Genomic DNA, 17305 nt, shown 5'->3' with positions numbered 1-17305 from the left:
CCCATCGACATCCAGGCGATGCGCTACCCCGTGACCATCACGATGTACGACGAGGAGTTCGAGCCCTACTATCTGAGAGTCTCCTCGCTGCTCACCCACTACTGCTTCCGCGTCGACCAGCGCATGTCGCGCTATGTCGCCAAGCAGGCGCTCTCGTCCCACCTTGAGCCCGAGCAGCTGCCGCAGCACATCCGCGCGGACGACGGCGACGTTGCGGGCTTCCAGAACGCGGACGGCGGCATCGGCTGGTATGTGAACGGGCCGAGCGACCCCGAGGTCACCTTTAAAATCCTGCTTGCGGCGGGGGACGAGTACAGCAAGCCGCGGATGCGCGTCTACTTCGCCGCGGCCGCGGAGGATTCCTCCGCAGACCCCGTTGCGCGGGCGGCGGCCCACGCGGGACTGGCGGTGCTCGACCCGTCCCACACCGCGAAGATCCGTGAGATCCTCGCGGCGGGCAACGTCCCGTTCGAGGAGCAGCTCTACTACATGGCGGGCCTCGCCGCCGCCGGGGAGCGGCAGGAGGCGCGGGAGCTCTATGACGGGATCGTCACGCCCAGGCAGCGTACCCACGGGCAGGAGAAGTGGCTGGAGTTTTCCAACCTGCCCAAGGACTACCAGCGCAGCGCGGAGAACCGCCGGTGCACCACGCTCGCGTGGATCACCGCCTCCGAGCTGGGGCTTTCCGACGCGGACGCCTACGCCTACTATTTCGCGCGGGACCGCTGGCGGATCGGCTCGGTGCTGGAGTGCATGATCTACGTCGCCAACTTTGACAGGCCGGTGCCCGCCCCCGCGAAGTTCACCTGCACCGCGGGCGGCGAGACCCGCACGGTCGACCTGGGCGCGACCGGCCGCGCGACGATCACCCTCAACCGCGGCGACATGGAGGGCCTCGCCTTCCACGGGGTCCCCGACACGGTCAGGGCGACCGCCTACTACATCGGCGAACCGTCCGAGGTCGGCATCGAGCAGTCCGACACCGTCCATGTCCGGAAGGATTTCCTCCCGATGGAGGGCGGCAAATACAAGGTCACGCTGACCGTTGACTTTGAGGACGCGGCCTCCTACGGCTACTGGAACGTCAGCGACTGGGTGCCCTCCAACATGCGCCTGCACACGGTGGCGAAGCAGCCGCAGAGCAACCAGTTCTGGGTCAACTGGACGCAGGAGAACCAGAAGATGTATTTCGAGTTCTACCGCGACGAGCGCAGCCCCTCGCGGGTGCTCATCGAGTACTACATCCAAAAGACCTACGACGCCGAGGCGGTCGTCGACCGCACCTATGTCATCTGCGCCGATTCGGGCGAGAACGCCAACACCGAGCGTTCCACCCTCGGCTGAAAAGCGCAAGGGACCCGCAAACGCGGTTTGCGGGCCCCTTGCTTTTCGGCATGAAACTTGTTACAATGGGGAAAAACAGGACGGGAGGTGGCGCCATGAATGTCAGGGAGATCGCAAAGCTCGCGAACGTTTCGATCGCGACGGTCTCGCGCGTCATCAACCGGCCGGAGGTCGTGCTGCCCGAGACGCGGGAGCAGGTGCTCGCCGTGATGCGCAAGGTCGGCTACAGCCCGGCGCCCCACGCGGGCGGGGGCGCGCAGCCCAAGGCGGTCGGGCTTTTGGTGCCCGACGCGGAGGACTACCTTGCCATCCGCCTGATGGCGGGCATCGAGAGCGTCGCGGCGCGGCGGGAGCACGCGGTCTACCTCTGCAGCACCAAGGGCGGCCCCGACCGGGAACGGCAGGCGATCGCGGGCGCGCTCGAACAGCGGATGCGGGGGCTCGTCATCTACACGAACACCCTCTCCGCCGAGGACGCCGCCGACCTGCAGCGCAGGCGGGTGCCCTTTGTGCTGGTGGGGCGGAGCGAGGCCGCGCCCCGGCATAACGCCTGCTACATCAACTACGAGGAGGGCGGCTACCGGATGGTGCGCCACCTGCTCGAGCTGGGACACCAGAAGTTCCTGCTCCTCTGCGAGGCGGGCTCGCCCAACATTGAGGCGCGCATGTGGGAGGGGCTCTGCCGTGCGCGGCGGGAGCTGATGACCGGGCCGGGCGGCGACCGGGTGCTGCACGCCGAGGGCGGCTCGATCCGCGCGGGCTACGACGCCGCGCGGGAGGTGCTCGCCGGGGAGCGGCCGGACGCGGTGTTCGCTTCGAGCGACGAGCTCGCGCTCGGGCTGATGAAGGCGCTGCAGGAGAACGGGGTCGGGGTGCCCGGGCAGATTGCGGTGACGGGCTTCACCGATTCGCCGGTCGCGGGGGTGGTCACCCCCGAGCTGACCACCGTCGAGCAGCCGACCCACCGCCTCGGCATGGTCGCGGCGCGCATGCTTTTTGATCTGATCGACGACGAAAGCCTGCTCGACGGCACGCCGCAGGAGATCGTGCTGCTGCCCAAGCTGAAGGTCCGGAACTCGTGCGGCAACCGCAAACCGATCAATACGCTGTTTGAATAGCGAGGTGAGGAAGTTGGAATACAAGCTGGATTTTATGGGCCTGCCGCTCAAGAACGCGGTCATCGTGGCCGCGGGGCCGTGGGCCGGGGACGCGCGCAGCATCCAGAAGTGCATCGACGCGGGCGCGGCGGCGGTCATCACCGAGACGATCGTCATGGAGGAATCCGCCCTGTTCGGGCCGCGGGTCTACTATGAAAACGAGGAGCTGCTCAACATCTCCCTCTACGGGCACCGGCCCCTCGAGGAGTGGGAGGAGCAGGTCGAGCGCATCCACAAGAAGGGGAGCTTCCTCATCTGCAGCATCCGCGGGTCGAGCCCGTCGGAGCTCGCCTACATCGCGCGCCGCGCGGAGCGGCTGGGGGCGGACGCGCTCCAGCTCGACCTCTTCGCGCCGATGGACGCGATGCTCGAGGAGATCAACATGCGTCCCGAAAAACTCTACGAAATGACGAAATGCGTGACCGGCACGGTGAAGATCCCCGTCATGGCGCGCCTGCCCCACAACATCAGCGCCTCGACCGCCTACATCCGCGCGCTCGAGCGCGCGGGGGTGTCGGCCATCAGCGCGATCGAAAGCCTGCGCGGGATCTCGGGCGTCGACCTTGAAAACCGCCGGACTAAGATGCCCACCTACGGCGGCTACACGGGCAAGCACATCCGTCCCGTCTCGCTGGCGGCGACCGCGACCCTCTCCCAGATGACCGACTGCCAGATCTGCGGCGTGGGCGGCGTGGAAACCTATGAGAACATCCTCGAATTCATGATGCTCGGCGCGGCCACCGCCCAGCTCGGCTCGGTCATCATGCTCAAGGGCTACGACGTGATCACCGAGACGGTGAAGGGTCTGGCGGGCTGGATGGAGTCGCACGGCTGCCAAAGCTACGGCGAGATCATCGGCGCGGCGCTCCCGACCCTCTCCCCCTACGAGAAGATCGAGCGGATGCGAGCGGTCAGCTGCCTGACCGAGCCGTGCGGCGACCGCGACTGCGGGCTGTGTGTGCGCGGCTGCATGTACGAGGCGCTCACCTTCGGGGAGGACGGGGTCCGATGCGACCCGGCGCTCTGCACCGGCTGCGGGCTGTGCGTCCAGCGCTGCCCCAGGGGCATCCTCAAGCTGAAAAAGGCCCCCCGGGCCTGAATATCCCGTAACAGCAATGCGGCCCCGCCGGCAGACGCCGGCGGGGCCGCATTCTATTTCAGGAAAGGGGTCGGTCGGGTTATTCCGCTTTCGCGGCTTCCTTTGCCTTGGCTTCCTCGGCACGCTCCTCCGCGCTCTTGTTGGGGAGTACGAGGTTGAGGATGATGCCCGCGATGGCCGCGATGGCCATGCCGCCGAGGCTGATGCCGCCCGGGAAGGTGAAGGTCGCGCCGCCGACCGCGAGGATGAGGATGGCGCTGGCGACGATCAGGTTCTTGGGCTTGGAGAAGTCGACGCGGTTTTCCACGACGGTGCGCACGCCGACGCTCGTGACCATGCCGTAGAGCAGGATGCCCACGCCGCCGATGACCGGATTGGGGATCGAACGGCAGAGCGCCTCAAACTTGGGCACGAAGGCGAAGAGCGCCATCCACACCGCGCCGCAGCGCACGACGAAGGGGGAGTAGATGCGGGTGACGGCGAGCACGCCGGTGTTCTCGCTGTGGATGGTGAGGGACGGGCCGCCCAGGCAGGCGGACACGCAGGTGGCGCAGCCGCAGGCGAAGAGGGAGCGGGGCAGGCCCGGGTTTTTGGTGAAGTCCTTGCCGACGGTGGTGCCGACCGCGATGACGTCGCCGATATGCTCGATGCAGGGGACGATGGCGGCCGGGGCGATCATGATGATCGCGCGCACGTCGAATTTCGGGAGGGTGAAGTTGGGGACGCCGAACCAGGGCGCGGCCAGCACGCCGGAGAAATCGACGAGGCCGAAGGGGATCGAGATGAGGTAGCCGCCGACCAGCGCGAGCACGATGGTGAGGATCTTGGTGAGGCCCTTGCCGAAGATGTTGACCACGATGGCGATGCCGAAGGTCAGCAGCGCGACGATCCAGTGCTCGGAAGCCGACGAGACGCCGACGTTCGCGAGGCAGAGGCCGAGGACCATGATGATCGGGCCGGTGATGACGGGCGGGAAGACCTTATGGATCCGCTCGGTGCCCAGCAGCTTTAAGAGCAGGGCGAAGAGGAAATAGAAGCACATGACGAAGATCAGTCCGCCCTGCGCGTAGGGGACGCCCATTTCGCTGATGATGACCGTCAGCGGGGCGATAAAGGCAAAGGAACCGCCCAGGAAGGCCGGGACGATGCCCTTGTCGACGAACTGGTAGATCAGTGTGCCGATGCCCGCGCAGAAGAGGGTGACCGACACGTTGAGTCCGCAGAGGATGGGGACGATGATGACGCCGCTCATGGCCACGGTGTTTTGCAGGCCGAGGAACACCATCTGCTTTTTGGTGAAGTTTACCGAAAGGTCGCTCGGGGAGACGAAAACCGGCTCCTGGGTGGCGGCCGAGGTGTTGACGTTGTCACTCATGGATACTGCCTCCTTCTTTCATCAGCTCGCGTTGAACGCGCAGTAAAATTCCGCGGCGCAGGAAAATTCGTCGAGGGGCACCTTCGCCAGCAGCTCCCGGAAGGGGGTGTAGCCGTCGGGGGAGGTGCGGATGGGCTCGCCGCCCACCTTTTCGATGATCTCCGCCTTGGACGCGGGGAAGGTGATGGGGCGCATGGCGATCGCCACGTAGTGCCCGGTGAGCAGGTAGGGGATTTCACGCATGTAACTCATTTTCCTTCACCTCCGAAATCGTAGGCGTTGTACTGGTTGCGCTGTTCGCCCTTTCCGCCCAGGTCGCGGCAGGAGGCGCCCCGGTGACGGAAGGAATAGAGGAAGGTATTGGTGACGCTGCTCTCGTGCAGCTTATCCACCAGACCCGGATAGAGGTCTGCCTTGACCAGGTAGGGGACGCCCGCCGGCGCCTGGGTGATGACGTTGCCGTCGGGCGCGACGATCATGCTCTTGCCGAACGCGGAGCAGGCCGCCTCGACGCCCACGCAGTTGACGGCCACCACATAGCACTGGTTGCAGTAGGCGCCCATCTTGTTGGTGATGTCCCAGCCGTTCTCCCAGGGGCTCATGTAGTGGGTGGGGCGCACGATGATGTTCGCGCCGTTGTAGGCCGCCTCGCGCCAGATCTCGGGATAGTCGCCGTCCGCGCAGACGATGGTCGCGATCTTCGAGCCCTTGGGTCCGGGCGTGACGGGGCACTCCCAGCCGGGATAGTGCCGTTCGGTGGGGATCCACGGGTTCATCTTGACGTAGCGGTGCACGACCTCGCCCTGGTCGTTGATCATGATCGCGCAGTTGCCCGGGCTGTCGTGCCCGTCGAGCTTCAGGATGACGCTGAAGATGCCCCACACGCGCAGGCGCGCGCACGCCTCCTTGAGACGCCCGACCTCGGGCGAGTCGAGCGTGAGCACCACGTTCAGGCGCTTGGTCGGATGCATCCCCTGCACGGCGAACTCGGGCGTTACGAACAGGTCGTAACCCGGAAATCCGCGCGCGCCCGTCTCCATGAACTGGATGACGGTGTCGATGTTCTGGTTGACTTCCTCCATGCAGTCGGCGTGAATCGGTTCCATCTGCGCACACACAACGCTCAGGACCTCGGTCTCCACCTTGCCGCCGACACCATGGCTGCTTCCAATGATCATTTGCTCCTCCTCCTTTATGGTTTGATATCTCGCCGCCGCAAAGCAGTGGTCGTGAAACTATGTAACATGAAAGGATGCCAAATAGGAATAATCTTCCATTTTGCCCTCCCAATTTATAGTCAATTCTGACAAAAAATTGTGCAGACACTAGACAAACGAAGTGGAACATGATATATTTTTTGTAACAACAATGTATCATGTTTCATGAGCCTTGTCAAGCAAACTGTGTAGAATTTTTTATGAAAGCGGGAGAGATTTAATGAAGCTGCTGATTCAAAACGCCATCCTGCGCGGGCGGAAAGAGCCTGCCGACATCCTGATCGAAGAAGGGAAGATCAGCCGCGTCGGCGGGCGCATTGACGCCGCCGCCGACCGGACGATCGACGCGGCCGGATGCCTCGTGACGCCGTCGCTCATCGATCCGCACATCCACCTCGACAAGGTGAACGTCTTCGACGTGGTGCGCCCCAACGTGAGCGGGACCCTCAAGGAAGCGATCGAGATCCTCTGGGACCAGAAGCGCGTCTACACCGTCGAGGACATCGTCACCCGTTCGGAGGACGTGGTGCTTAAGGCGATCAAAAACGGCACCCTCGCGATCCGCACCCATGTCGACGTGGACACGATCGGCGGCCTGCGTCCCCTCGAGGGCGTCGTGGCACTGCGGGAGAAGTATCAGGACGTCATCGACATCCAGATCGTCGCCTTCCCGCAGGAGGGCATCGTCAAGGACCCCGGCTGCGACAAGCTGATGTGGGAGGCGATGGAGGCGGGCGCCGACATCGTGGGCGGCATGCCCGCCAACGAGAATTCGCCCGACGACAGCCGCGCGCATGTCAAGCTCTGCTTCGACATCGCGGAGAAATACGGCGCCGAGATCGACATGCACGTCGACGAGACGGACGATCCCTTCTACCGCACGCTCGAGATGATCGCCGACGAGGCGATCGCGCGCGGCTTCGCGCCGGGCACCGTCACGGCGGGCCACACCTGCGCGCTGGCCGCCTACGACGACCACTACGCGGGCTATGTCATCGAGAAGGTGAAGCGCGCAGGCATCAACGTGATCACCAACCCGGTCACCAACCTGATGCTCCAGGGCCGCCTCGACAAGCAGCCGATCCGCCGCGGCATCACCCGCGTCAAGGAGCTACTCGCAGCGGGCGTGAACGTCTCCTTCGGCCAGGACTGCGTCAAGGACACCTTCTACCCCTACGGCAGCGCCGACATGCTCCAGGTGGCCAACGTCGTGGCGCACGCCGCGCAGATGAGCCTGCCCGGCGAGATCGAGAAGCTCTACGACATGGTGACCGGCGACGCGAACAAGATCCTCAAGATCCCCGGCTACGGCCTCGAGCCCGGCTGCCGCGCCAACCTGCTCATCATCGACGCGCGCGACGCGCGCGACGCCATCCGCCTCTGCCCGCCGCGCCGGACCGTCATCCGCGACGGCCGCGTCCTGGCGGAGACGACGGTCGACACCAGGCTGAACCTCGGCTGAACTACATAAAAAGGGCCCCGGAAAGGCAGTCAGCCTTTCCGGGGCTTTTTTGCGGTTCATCGGGGTTCAGCGTTTCGCGTCGATGATTTCGTTGCACCGGCGGTAGACCTCCTCCGGGTCCGCGCCGATGTGGAACTGCCCGTCCTCGTAGAGGATGCGGCCGTTCACCATCGTGAGCTTCACGTTCTGCTTGCTGCCGCTGTAGACGACGTTTTTGGCAATGTTGTTGAGCGGCTGCATGTTGGGCTGGTGCAGGTCGAGCATGACGAGGTCGGCGCATTTCCCGGGCGCGAGGGTGTCGCAGTCCGAAAGGCCCATCGCCCGCGCGCCGCCCACCGTCGCCATCTCGAGCACGCGGTCGGCGGGCATGGCGGACGCGTCGTTCTCCCGGAGCTTTTGCAGCCCGGTGGCGAGGAACATCTCGCGGAAGAAGTCGAGGCAGTTGTTGCTGGCCGGGCCGTCGGTGCCGAGCGCGAGATTGACGCCCGCGTCCAGCATCTTTTGGAGAGGGGCGATGCCGCTGGCGAGCTTGACGTTGGAGCCGGGGTTGGTCACCATCCACAGCCCCCGGCGGCGGAAGATTTCGAGGTCGGCGTCGTTTAAGTAGACGCCGTGGTATCCGCCGCCGCCGTAGTCGAACATTCCGAGGCTGTCGAGGAAGGCGGTCGGGGTCATGCCCCACCGCTCGAGGCAGCCGTCCACCTCGAGGCGGGTTTCGGAATTGTGGGTGAAGACGGGGGCTTCATACTTGTGGGCGAGCGCCGCCATCCCCTCGAGCAGCTCCCGGGAGCAGGTGTACTCGGCGTGGAAGCCGAGGATAAAGGAGACGAGCTCGTCATAGCGGTTGTACTCGTCCCAGCATTTCTCCATGAAGGGCAGGTCGTAGGTGAAGTTGTTGACGCAGCCACAGAGCACGGTGCGGAAGCCGCAGTCGGCGGCGGCCTTCGCGATCTCGTCGGGGAACATGTACATGTCGAAGTTGGCGGTGACGCCGCTCGTCAGGTATTCCATGATCGCCAGCCGCGTCAGGTCGTAGACGTCGCCCGGCCGGAGCTTCGCCTCCATCGGGAAGCACTCCTGGAGCCAGTCGTGGAGCGGCTGGTCGTCCGCGTAGGAGCGCAGGAAGGTCATCCCCGAATGGGTGTGCGCGTTTTTGAAGCCGGGCAGGAGCAGGTTGCCCCGCGCGTCGATTTCCCGGTCCCAGACGGTGCCGTCCGGCGGGCCGGCGGGGGCGATGCGGTTCCCCTTCACCCAGAGCTCCCCCTCGGTGACGCCCGCGCCCTCCTCCATCGTGAGGATGCGCGCGTTATAGAATCGGATGTTCATACGGGTCCCTCCTCGTGGTCGTCCCCGCCGGAAAAAAGCGCGGCGAGGCTTTCGGTATAGGGCGGGCGGCAGACGCCGCGCTCGGTCACGATGCCGGTGATGAGGCTGTGGTCGGTCACGTCGAAGGCGGGGTTGTAGCACCTGACGCCTTCGGGCGCCATCGGCTCGCGGTAAAATTTCGAGCGGATCTCCTCCGGGTCGCGCAGCTCGATTTCGATCTCCGCGCCCGTCTTGCAGGAGCGGTCGATCGTTGAGGTCGGCCCGAGCACATAAAAGGGGATCCCATAGTGCCGGGCGAGGATGGCCACCCCGCTCGTACCGATCTTGTTGGCGGCGTCGCCGTTGGCGGCCACCCGGTCGCACCCGACGAAGCAGGCGTTCACCCAGCCGTTTTTCATGACGATGCTCGCCATATTGTCGCAGATGAGGGTCACGTCGACCCCCGCGCGGGAGAGCTCATAGGTGGTGAGCCGCGCGCCCTGAAGCAGCGGGCGGGTCTCGTCGGCGAAGACGCGAAAGCGCATCCCGCGCTCCGTCCCGAGCAGCAGCGGCCCGAGCGCCGTCCCGTAGCGGGAGGTCGCGAGCGGCCCGGCGTTGCAGTGGGTGAGCACCCCGTCGCCGTCGCGGAGGAGCGTGAGGCCGTGCTCCGAGATCGCGCGGCACATCTCCGCGTCCTCCGCCTGAATGCGGCGGCACTCCTCCCCGAGGAGCCGGACGATCTCCGGGACCGGCTTTTCGGCGTTCTCCCCGGCGCGGCGGACCATCCGCGCGGTCGCCCAGCTCAGGTTGACCGCCGTGGGACGGGCCGCGTCGAGGTAGTCCTTACAGGCCCGGAGCTTTGCGAGAAATTCCGGGACGCTCTCCGTTTTAATCCGCCGCGCGAGCAGGTACATGCCGTAGCCCGCACAGATGCCGATGGCGGGCGCGCCCCGCACCCGCAGGGAAAAAATCGCCTCGCGGAGGCTTTCGGCGTCGGAAAGGACGCGGTATTCCGTCCTGCCCGGCAGCAGCGACTGGTCGAGGATGACGACCGCGTCCTCCGCGTCCGTCAGCCGCACGTTATCGATCGATTGAACCGGCCTGTCCATCGCGCACCTGCCTTTCATCCGGGTTCAGCCGATCACCCCGGCGATCCCCCTGACCGACGCGGTGACAAGCTGTTTAAAGAGCGGGGCCGCGCGGTCGGCGGCCTCCTGCACCTCGATGTGGGAGAGGGGCTGGGGGGAGAGGCCCGCACCGGGGTTGGTGACGAGCGAGATGCCGCAGGTTTCGATCCCCATGTGGCGGGCGGCCACCGCCTCGACAGCGGTGCTCATGCCGACGGCGTCGCCGCCGAGGATGCGACACATGCGCACCTCGGCCGGCGTCTCGAAGTTGGGACCGGTGAGCTGGACGTAGACCCCCTCGCGCAGCGGGATCGCCAGCTCCTTCGCGGCGCCGCGGACGACCTTTCGCAGGCGGGCGCTGTAGAGGTCGGTCATGTCGGGGAAGCGGGTGCCGAGCTCGTCGATGTTCGGCCCGATGAGGGGGGAGGGGACGAAGTCGGCGATGTGGTCGGAGATGAGCATGAATTCACCCGGGCCGTAGTCGGGGTTGAGCCCGCCCGAGGCGTTGGTGAGGAAGAGCGCCTTCACCCCCATGAGCCCCATCAGGCGGGTGGGGAGCACCACGTCGGTGATGTCGTAGCCCTCATAGTAGTGGATGCGTCCCTGCATGACGACGGGGACCCCTTCCACATAGCCGAAGACGAACCGGCCCCGGTGGCCCTGGGCGGTGGAGACGGGAAAGCCCTCGATGTCGCGGTAGTCGAGGGTGGCGGCGATGTCGATGCCGTCGGCGTAGTCGCCGAGCCCCGAGCCGAGGGTCATGCCGATGAGCGGCTGAAAATCGATCTTTTCCCGGAAGCAGTCGTAGCAGCGAAGCAGTTTTTCATATGGATGCATAGCGGTCCCTCCTGTTTCAAAATAGGTATCTACAGTATAGCATATCCCGCCGTATTTCCAAAGAAAAAGAAAGAATTTGCATAAGACTATAAATATAGTCTTGACAAGCGCCGGGAAGGTGCTATACTATAACCATAGAACAGACTATAAACATCGTCTGACGGAGGAACGGCATGAACGACCAGATCAAACTCAACAATTCCGAGACGCGGATCATGAACGTCCTGTGGGAGAAGGGGCAGCTCCCCGCCAAGGAGGTCGCGCTCGAGGCCGCCGCGCGCTACGGCTGGAACAAGAACACCACCTACACGATCCTCAAAGCCCTGATCGAGAAGGACTACCTCAGGCGGGAGGAGCCGAACTTCGTCTGCGTTCCCCTTTTAAAGCGCGGCGAGGTCCAGCGCGCGGAGACGCGCGGGCTGATCGACCGGCTGTTCGGCGGCTCGCCGGCAAACTTCCTCTCCGCCTTCGTGGAGAACGAGGAGCTCTCGGACGACGAGCTTGCGAAGATCAGGCGCCTGATCGACGAGGGGGAGGAACGATGAAACGCCTGCTTGCCGCCCTGCTGGCGGCCGCGTTGGCGGGTTCCCTCGCCGCCTGCGGCGGGGAGCCCGCCCGGGAACCGGCGCCGCCCGTCTCCTCCATGGAGCTGCCGGGCGAACCGGAAGCCGCGCCGCCCGCGCCGGAACCGGAACCCGTGCCGCCCGCGCCGGAGAGCGCCCCGGAAGAGGCGCCGCCCGCCGGGAGCGTTCCCTCCGCCGAGGCGGTCTCGACCCCGCCCGCCGCTCCCGCCGCCGCGCTTCCGGACGGCTTCAACTTCACCGCCGGCCCCGATTCCGGGGTGTTCCTGTGCGGCGGCGTGCGGGTGAACGGTGGCTCGGTCTACCGTTATTCCGACCAGGTGGCCGTGGGGAGCAGCTGGGAGACGCCCTTCCACCTCCAAAAGCTCGAACCGGAGCCCGCCGATGAGATCGGGGAGCGCCTCTCCGACTTCGACGTTCTGATCCTCGAACTGGAGGACGACACGAAATATACCTACACCTTCTATACCGAGGGGCTGGAGGTCGCGAAATCGCTCCCAGCCGCCGACGCGGGGGAACCGGTCCGCTACCGCGTCGACCCGAAGGCCTACGCCGAGCTCATCGGGCTCGAGCGGGTTCGCATGGGCGAGGGACTCTGGTTCCCGAGCTGGCTCAGGGTCATCCGGAAATCCCGCGTGACGGGAATCGCCTTCCGCTCGTCGGACGGCGAAAGCGATACCGTCTACCTGCCTGACGACGAACGGTTCGACTGGGCGCTTTCGGGGCTGGACATCTCGGTCAGGCCGGGCAGCGCCGAACGGGTCGGCAGGGAGAGCCGTCTCGTGGGGGCCGCGCGGATCGACATCGACTTTGCCACCGGCATCCGTTACCGCGTCGAGGTGAACGAAACCGCCCTGCTGGTCGCGGCGAGCGACATGGACCACGCGCTGCGCTACCCGCTCAAGCACGAGGACACGACGCTGCGGGAGCTGGACGACATCGCGGCGGGAAAGATGCTCCCGCTGACCGGCAAGCCGGTCGTCTACCTCTATCCCGAGCGGCCGACGGACGTGTCGGTGAGGGTCGATTACCGCGGGAGCTTCAGCGAGACGATCCCCGCCTACCGGGACGGCTGGGAGGTCACCGCCCATCCGGGCGGCGCCCTCGTGGACAGGGCGGACGGGAGGAGTTACCCCTACCTCTTCTGGGAGGGGAACACGCCGGTCGGCTGGGACTTTTCCGAGGGATTTTGCGTGGCTGGCGCGGACACCGAACGGTTTCTGCGCGAAAAGCTCGCCCTTCTGGGCCTGAACGCCGGTGAAACGGCGGAATTTCTCGACTACTGGCTGCCCGAGATGCAGCAAAACGCCTGCAATCTCATCACTTTTTCCACAGAACAGTACGAGCGGCTCGCCCCGATGGAGATCTCTCCCGCGCCCGACAGCCTGCTGCGGGTGCACATGGTCTACCGGGGGCTGGACGCGCCGCGTCCCATCCGGGCGCAGGAGCTTGAGGGCGGCTTTGTCCGCCGGGGCTTTACCGTGGTGGAGTGGGGCGGCAGCCGCGCCTGAAAAATACGCAGCGGCGGGAGGAAGCTATGGAAGACCTGTTTTTGCGCCTGGTGAATATGTCGCTGGCGGCGTCGGTGCTCGGCGCGGCGGTGCTGCTGCTGCGGGCGCTCCTCAAGGGGAGGCTGCCCCGCTGGACCTTCTGCCTGCTGTGGGGGCTCGTGCTCGTGCGGCTGCTGGTTCCCTTTTCGGTGCCGTCGCCGGTGAGCGCCTTCAACGCCATCCCCGCCGCGCGCACCGTCGAGACGGGACGGCGCGCCGCCCTCCGGTTTGTGGAGGACCCCGGCGCGGCGGTCGACTTCCCGACCTTGCAGACCCCGCGGGGGACGGGGTCGGACGCCCCCGCCGAACACCCGGTGGTCGCCCCGGCGAAGGTCCCGCTGACCGCGATCCTGTCGTCTATCTGGCTTTGCGGCGCGGCGCTCCTGCTCCTCTACAGCCTCTTCTGCTACCTCTATACGATGCACCGCCTGCGGCGCGCGCGCCGGCTCCCGCACACCCCCGCGATCGACGAGATTTTTAACCGAGTGGGGGTGCGGCCGGACCGGGTGCGGCTCTATGTGAGCGACCTCTTTCCAAGCCCGGTCGTCTGCGGGCTCGTCCGGCCCCGGCTGGTGCTCTCGGGCCTCGTCGAGGAGGAGGACGTGGCGCACGTCGTCACCCACGAGCTCACCCATATCCGCCGGCACGACAACCTCTGGAAGGCGCTGGCCACCCTCGCGCTCTACCTCCACTGGTTTAATCCGTTCGTCTGGCTCTTCTACCGCTGGTACGTCACCGACATGGAGGCGTCCTGCGACGAGGCGGTCGTGCGGCGGCCGGAAACCGACCGGAAAGCCTACGCCTACAGCCTCGTGAACATGGCGGAACGAAGCCGCAGCGCCTTCGCGGGAGGATTCCTCGCCTTCGGGGAGTGCGCACTCAAGGAAAGGGTCAAATCGATCATGCACGTCAGGAAAAACACGGTCATTCTAACGATCATCGCGGCGGCGGTCGTCGCGGGTCTCGCGGTTGTTTTCCTCACCAACCCGCAGATTTCCCCCGCGCAGGCCGCGCCGTCCGGTTCTGCCGCGGACCTTCCCGGCGCGGAGGTGCCGGAGGACGTGGCCGCGGACATGAAGCTCACCTACAGCGTGCTCGGCTCGCTGCGGGAGAAGGACGTGGCCGAAATGCGGGTCCGTTACGGGGAGTTCGGCGACTCCCCCGAGGCGGAGATCCCGCCCGACGGCTACGGCGAGGTGATCGGGGGACTCCAGGAGCTCACCCTCGGCTGGGAGAGCACCGACCGGGAGTCGGAGCCGGTGGAGATCGTGATCACACGCAAGGACGGAAAGCAGGTCGCTGTTTCCCTGCGGGCGGATAGCGTCCGCCTGAGCGGCACGGCGCCCAAGCTCGCGGACAAGAGCACCGTCTACGTCTACAAGGCGGACGTGTCCGCGCTGCGCGCCTATGCGCTCGGCCTGCTCGCCCCGGCGGAGAGCGCGCCCGCCCCGGCGCGGGAACTCACGCAGACCCCCGCCGAATCCTCCGCGCCGCAGGTTTCTTCCCCCGCCGCGCCTTCCGCGCAGGAAGCGGCCTCCCGCGCGGCGGACCTTCCGCCCCTCATCGAGGGGAACCCGCCCTGCCTGCGCATCCCCTACGACGAGGTCATGGAGGTGAACCTCATCGACCGGGAGAGCCGCACCTGCTGTCCGGTGACGGGCGAACGGTGCGGCGCGGTGCTCGCGCGGCTCAACTCCCTGACCCCGCAGGAGGACCTTTCGGTCACGCCAGACGAGGCGGGCCTGCGCCTTCTGCAGGTCCGGCTGCTCGACGGGACGAAATACGACTTCTGGTGCCACAGCAACCTGCTGATGGAGGGGGAGACGCCGCTTGCCGACGCCTCCCGGCTGCGGGACCTCTACGACAGCTTCTACGAGATCGAGAAGGAGACCTACGGTCAAAACCGCGCCACCGCCGAGTGGCTCGGCTATATGAACCCCTACCGCATCACCGGGATGGCGGTCGACGACCTCTCGGAAGGCACGCACGGGCAGTACCGCGCGCTGACCTCGGAGCAGCAGCGGGAGGCGATCATGGAGGTCGCCGCGCTGCTCAAGGCGGTGACGGTCAAGCCCTCCTCCACCGAGACGCTCGCGCCCGGAGCGGCTCACGACTCCACCCCGCTCTTCCAGACCGTTCTGAACTTCGAGGACGGCGTCGTGGAATACACGGTCACCGTCTACCTCGACGGGTCGATCGAAATCCTCGTCAGCAGCATCCCGGGTTACCATCTCGCCTATGAGACCACCGGCGACGGGACGCTGGATGCGCTGGCCGACGCGCTTACAAAATACGCCGCGGCGTAAGCGCACACCTTCCCCACGGGCGGCGTTCCCGCCGCCCGCGCGGGGAGCTCCACCCGGCTCGTTATCACGACGGAGGAACCGTTTTTGCCCTTCTGAATGGTAAATTATATAAAATAAGGAATATTTTTACATTTAAGAAAGAAGGCGTCACCATGTTAAAGCATCTCAAATCCACCCTCGCATCCCTGCTCGCGGCCGTGCTGCTCGTCTCCGCCCTCGCCGTCCCCGTCGCCGCCGACACGGGCGCGGTGAAGGACACGAGTTTCAACCATGACATCGAACAGGTGCAGGACATCCAGGTCATCAACCGCGAGCTGCACGTCAGCTACGCCGTCACGAACCAGAACGACCGCGCCGCGATCATCAGCGCGCTGAACGCGCTTACCGTCGCGCCCATGAGAAAGGAGCGCGGCGAGGAGGACGGTCTGCGGCTGCTGACCGTGCTGATGACGAACGGCGACCGCTGCAACTACTGGTGCTATGAGGACGGCGTCCTCCAGTCGGACGGCGGCTGGCAGGCGAACGGCAGACAGCTTGACGGCCTCTATGCCGCAATGTCCCGCTGCCAGCAGACATACCCGGCGAACATCGAGTGGCTCGGCTACATGAACCCCTACCGCGTCACGAAGGCGGAACTTTCGGGAGCCGCATGGGACGGCGACGTGGTCATAGAAAGGAGCGCCTCCTACGATTCCGCTGCGTCCCAGGCGCAGCGCGACAAGATCCTGGACCTCTGCGCCAAGCTGAAAAACGTCAAGGTCGGCACCGTCCGGCGGTTCAATGGGGACGAGATGGAAAAGGCGCGGACGGACGGCGCCTACCAGATTTCCATGAGCTTTGAGGACGGCAAAAAGGACTATTACGCGCTCCAGATTCCGAACAGCCTTACCGACGGGAAGGGCGAAATCTGGATTTCGGTGGACAGCATCGGCTACGACCTCTGCTACACCGCCAACGACGCGGCGCTCCTGAAGGAGCTGACCGACACGCTCGCCGCGCTGCTTTCGAACTGACCGTTTTTCCGGGCGAAAAGCCCCGCCGTCCGGCGGGGCTTTTGCGCATTATCAGGCGGAACTTCACATTTCCCAAAAATCCGGGTAGAATAATACGGTACGGATGAAAGGGGGAAGCGCCATGTGGAGGGCGAAGAGCGCCTGGGGGGAACGGTTGACCGATCTGGCCTTTTTTTTGGCGGGCAGCCTGCTTTACGGGGTGTCGGTCAATATGTTTACCGCGCCCAACCATATCGCGCCGGGCGGGCTGACGGGCCTTTCGACCCTGGTCAACTACCTGTTCGGCACGCCGATCGGCACGGTAATCTTCCTGATGAACATCCCGCTGTTCGTGTGGGCGGTATCGTCGGTGGGCTACAAGCTCGTGGTCAAGACGGTCGCGGCGACGCTGCTGTCCTCGGCGGCCATCGACCTGATGAGCCTTGTGATCCGGCCCTATCTCGGCAACGAAATCCTCGCGGCGGTGTTCGGCGGGGTGGCGGAGGGCTTCGCGCTCTCGCTCATCTTCATGCGCGGCGGCACGACGGGCGGCACCGACCTGATTGCGCGCCTGCTCGGCCGGCATTTCCGCCACATCTCGATGGCGAAGCTCATGATGTGCATCGACATCCTCATCGTCGCCCTGTCGGGGATCGTCTACCGCAGCCTTGAGAGCGCGATGTACGCGCTGATCGTCATCTTCGTCGCGACCAAGCTGATCGACACGGTGCTCTACGGCACCGACGTGGGCACGGGAAAGATGCTCTACATCATTTCGGACAGAAACGGGGAGATCGCGCGCCAGATCCTCGGCGACCTCGACCGCGGGGTTACCTTCCTCAAGTCGCGGGGCGGCTACAGCGGCCGGGAGGGGGAGCTGCTCCTCTGCGCGGTGCGCCGCTATGAGGTGTGCAAGGTGGGCGACATCGTGCGGTCGATCGACCCGAACGCGT

At 65.5% G+C, this 17305-nt stretch carries 15 protein-coding genes; 9 read left to right on the top strand and 6 right to left on the bottom strand.

What is annotated here, in order from left to right; genetic code table 11:
• From ACZO3G_RS12110 to ACZO3G_RS12100, 3 genes are all read left to right on the top strand, one after another.
• Positions 1-1344, top strand: a 1344-nt coding sequence (locus ACZO3G_RS12110) for an alpha-2-macroglobulin family protein (RefSeq protein WP_486847260.1), incomplete at its 5' end; no start/stop codon positions are given.
• A gap of 95 nt (positions 1345-1439) precedes the next feature.
• Positions 1440-2462: a LacI family DNA-binding transcriptional regulator gene (locus tag ACZO3G_RS12105; RefSeq protein ID WP_172439244.1), complete on the top strand. Its 1023-nt coding sequence runs from the start codon at positions 1440-1442 to the stop codon at positions 2460-2462.
• Between the two features lie 13 nt (positions 2463-2475).
• On the top strand, positions 2476-3600 hold the full coding sequence (locus tag ACZO3G_RS12100; protein WP_277138489.1) for a 4Fe-4S dicluster domain-containing protein: 1125 nt from the start codon (positions 2476-2478) through the stop codon (positions 3598-3600).
• 79 nt (positions 3601-3679) lie between these two features.
• On the opposite strand, the gene ACZO3G_RS12095 is transcribed toward ACZO3G_RS12100, so the two are convergent.
• From ACZO3G_RS12095 to ACZO3G_RS12085, 3 genes are read right to left on the bottom strand one after another with little or no spacing between them, the layout of a single operon-like run.
• Positions 3680-4975, bottom strand: coding sequence for a uracil-xanthine permease family protein (locus ACZO3G_RS12095; protein WP_101551598.1), 1296 nt, complete (start codon positions 4973-4975; stop codon positions 3680-3682).
• 21 nt (positions 4976-4996) lie between these two features.
• A complete protein-coding gene (locus ACZO3G_RS12090) occupies positions 4997-5227 on the bottom strand; it encodes a DUF5789 family protein (RefSeq protein WP_276870650.1) in 231 nt (76 codons plus the stop codon).
• On the bottom strand, positions 5224-6153 hold the full coding sequence (locus ACZO3G_RS12085; RefSeq protein WP_101551594.1) for a nitrilase-related carbon-nitrogen hydrolase: 930 nt from the start codon (positions 6151-6153) through the stop codon (positions 5224-5226). The genes ACZO3G_RS12090 and ACZO3G_RS12085 overlap by 4 nt, the downstream gene beginning before the upstream one ends.
• Positions 6154-6412: 259 nt before the next feature.
• On the opposite strand from ACZO3G_RS12085, the gene ACZO3G_RS12080 reads away from it, so the two are divergent.
• Positions 6413-7654, top strand: coding sequence for an amidohydrolase family protein (locus ACZO3G_RS12080; RefSeq protein WP_276870653.1), 1242 nt, complete (start codon positions 6413-6415; stop codon positions 7652-7654).
• 66 nt (positions 7655-7720) lie between these two features.
• On the opposite strand, the gene ACZO3G_RS12075 is transcribed toward ACZO3G_RS12080, so the two are convergent.
• Genes ACZO3G_RS12075 through ACZO3G_RS12065 form a run of 3 tightly spaced genes read right to left on the bottom strand, consistent with a single transcriptional unit; the run spans position 7721 to position 10923 of the window.
• Complete coding sequence (locus tag ACZO3G_RS12075) at positions 7721-8980, bottom strand: amidohydrolase (protein ID WP_276870656.1); 1260 nt, start codon at positions 8978-8980, stop codon at positions 7721-7723.
• On the bottom strand, positions 8977-10068 hold the full coding sequence (mtnA, locus tag ACZO3G_RS12070; RefSeq protein WP_276870658.1) for an S-methyl-5-thioribose-1-phosphate isomerase: 1092 nt from the start codon (positions 10066-10068) through the stop codon (positions 8977-8979). Before mtnA ends, ACZO3G_RS12075 begins: the two co-directional genes overlap by 4 nt.
• A 24-nt stretch (positions 10069-10092) precedes the next feature.
• On the bottom strand, positions 10093-10923 hold the full coding sequence (locus ACZO3G_RS12065; RefSeq protein WP_276870660.1) for a purine-nucleoside phosphorylase: 831 nt from the start codon (positions 10921-10923) through the stop codon (positions 10093-10095).
• A gap of 173 nt (positions 10924-11096) precedes the next feature.
• On the opposite strand from ACZO3G_RS12065, the gene ACZO3G_RS12060 reads away from it, so the two are divergent.
• The 5 genes from ACZO3G_RS12060 to ACZO3G_RS12040 form a co-directional block, all read left to right on the top strand.
• Complete coding sequence (locus ACZO3G_RS12060) at positions 11097-11468, top strand: BlaI/MecI/CopY family transcriptional regulator (RefSeq protein WP_101551582.1); 372 nt, start codon at positions 11097-11099, stop codon at positions 11466-11468.
• The gene (locus ACZO3G_RS12055; protein WP_276870663.1) at positions 11465-13015 is read left to right on the top strand and encodes a hypothetical protein; all 1551 of its coding nucleotides are present in this window, start codon (positions 11465-11467) and stop codon (positions 13013-13015) included. The genes ACZO3G_RS12060 and ACZO3G_RS12055 overlap by 4 nt, the downstream gene beginning before the upstream one ends.
• 26 nt (positions 13016-13041) lie before the next feature.
• The gene (locus tag ACZO3G_RS12050; RefSeq protein WP_276870667.1) at positions 13042-15360 is read left to right on the top strand and encodes a M56 family metallopeptidase; all 2319 of its coding nucleotides are present in this window, start codon (positions 13042-13044) and stop codon (positions 15358-15360) included.
• A gap of 152 nt (positions 15361-15512) precedes the next feature.
• Complete coding sequence (locus ACZO3G_RS12045) at positions 15513-16373, top strand: hypothetical protein (protein ID WP_276870669.1); 861 nt, start codon at positions 15513-15515, stop codon at positions 16371-16373.
• 121 nt (positions 16374-16494) lie between these two features.
• A partial coding sequence (locus ACZO3G_RS12040) for a YitT family protein (protein WP_486847256.1) occupies positions 16495-17305 on the top strand: 811 nt, incomplete at its 3' end.

The organism is Anaerotruncus sp., assembly GCF_057433415.1.
This window is presented reverse-complemented; position numbering and strand designations above follow the sequence as displayed.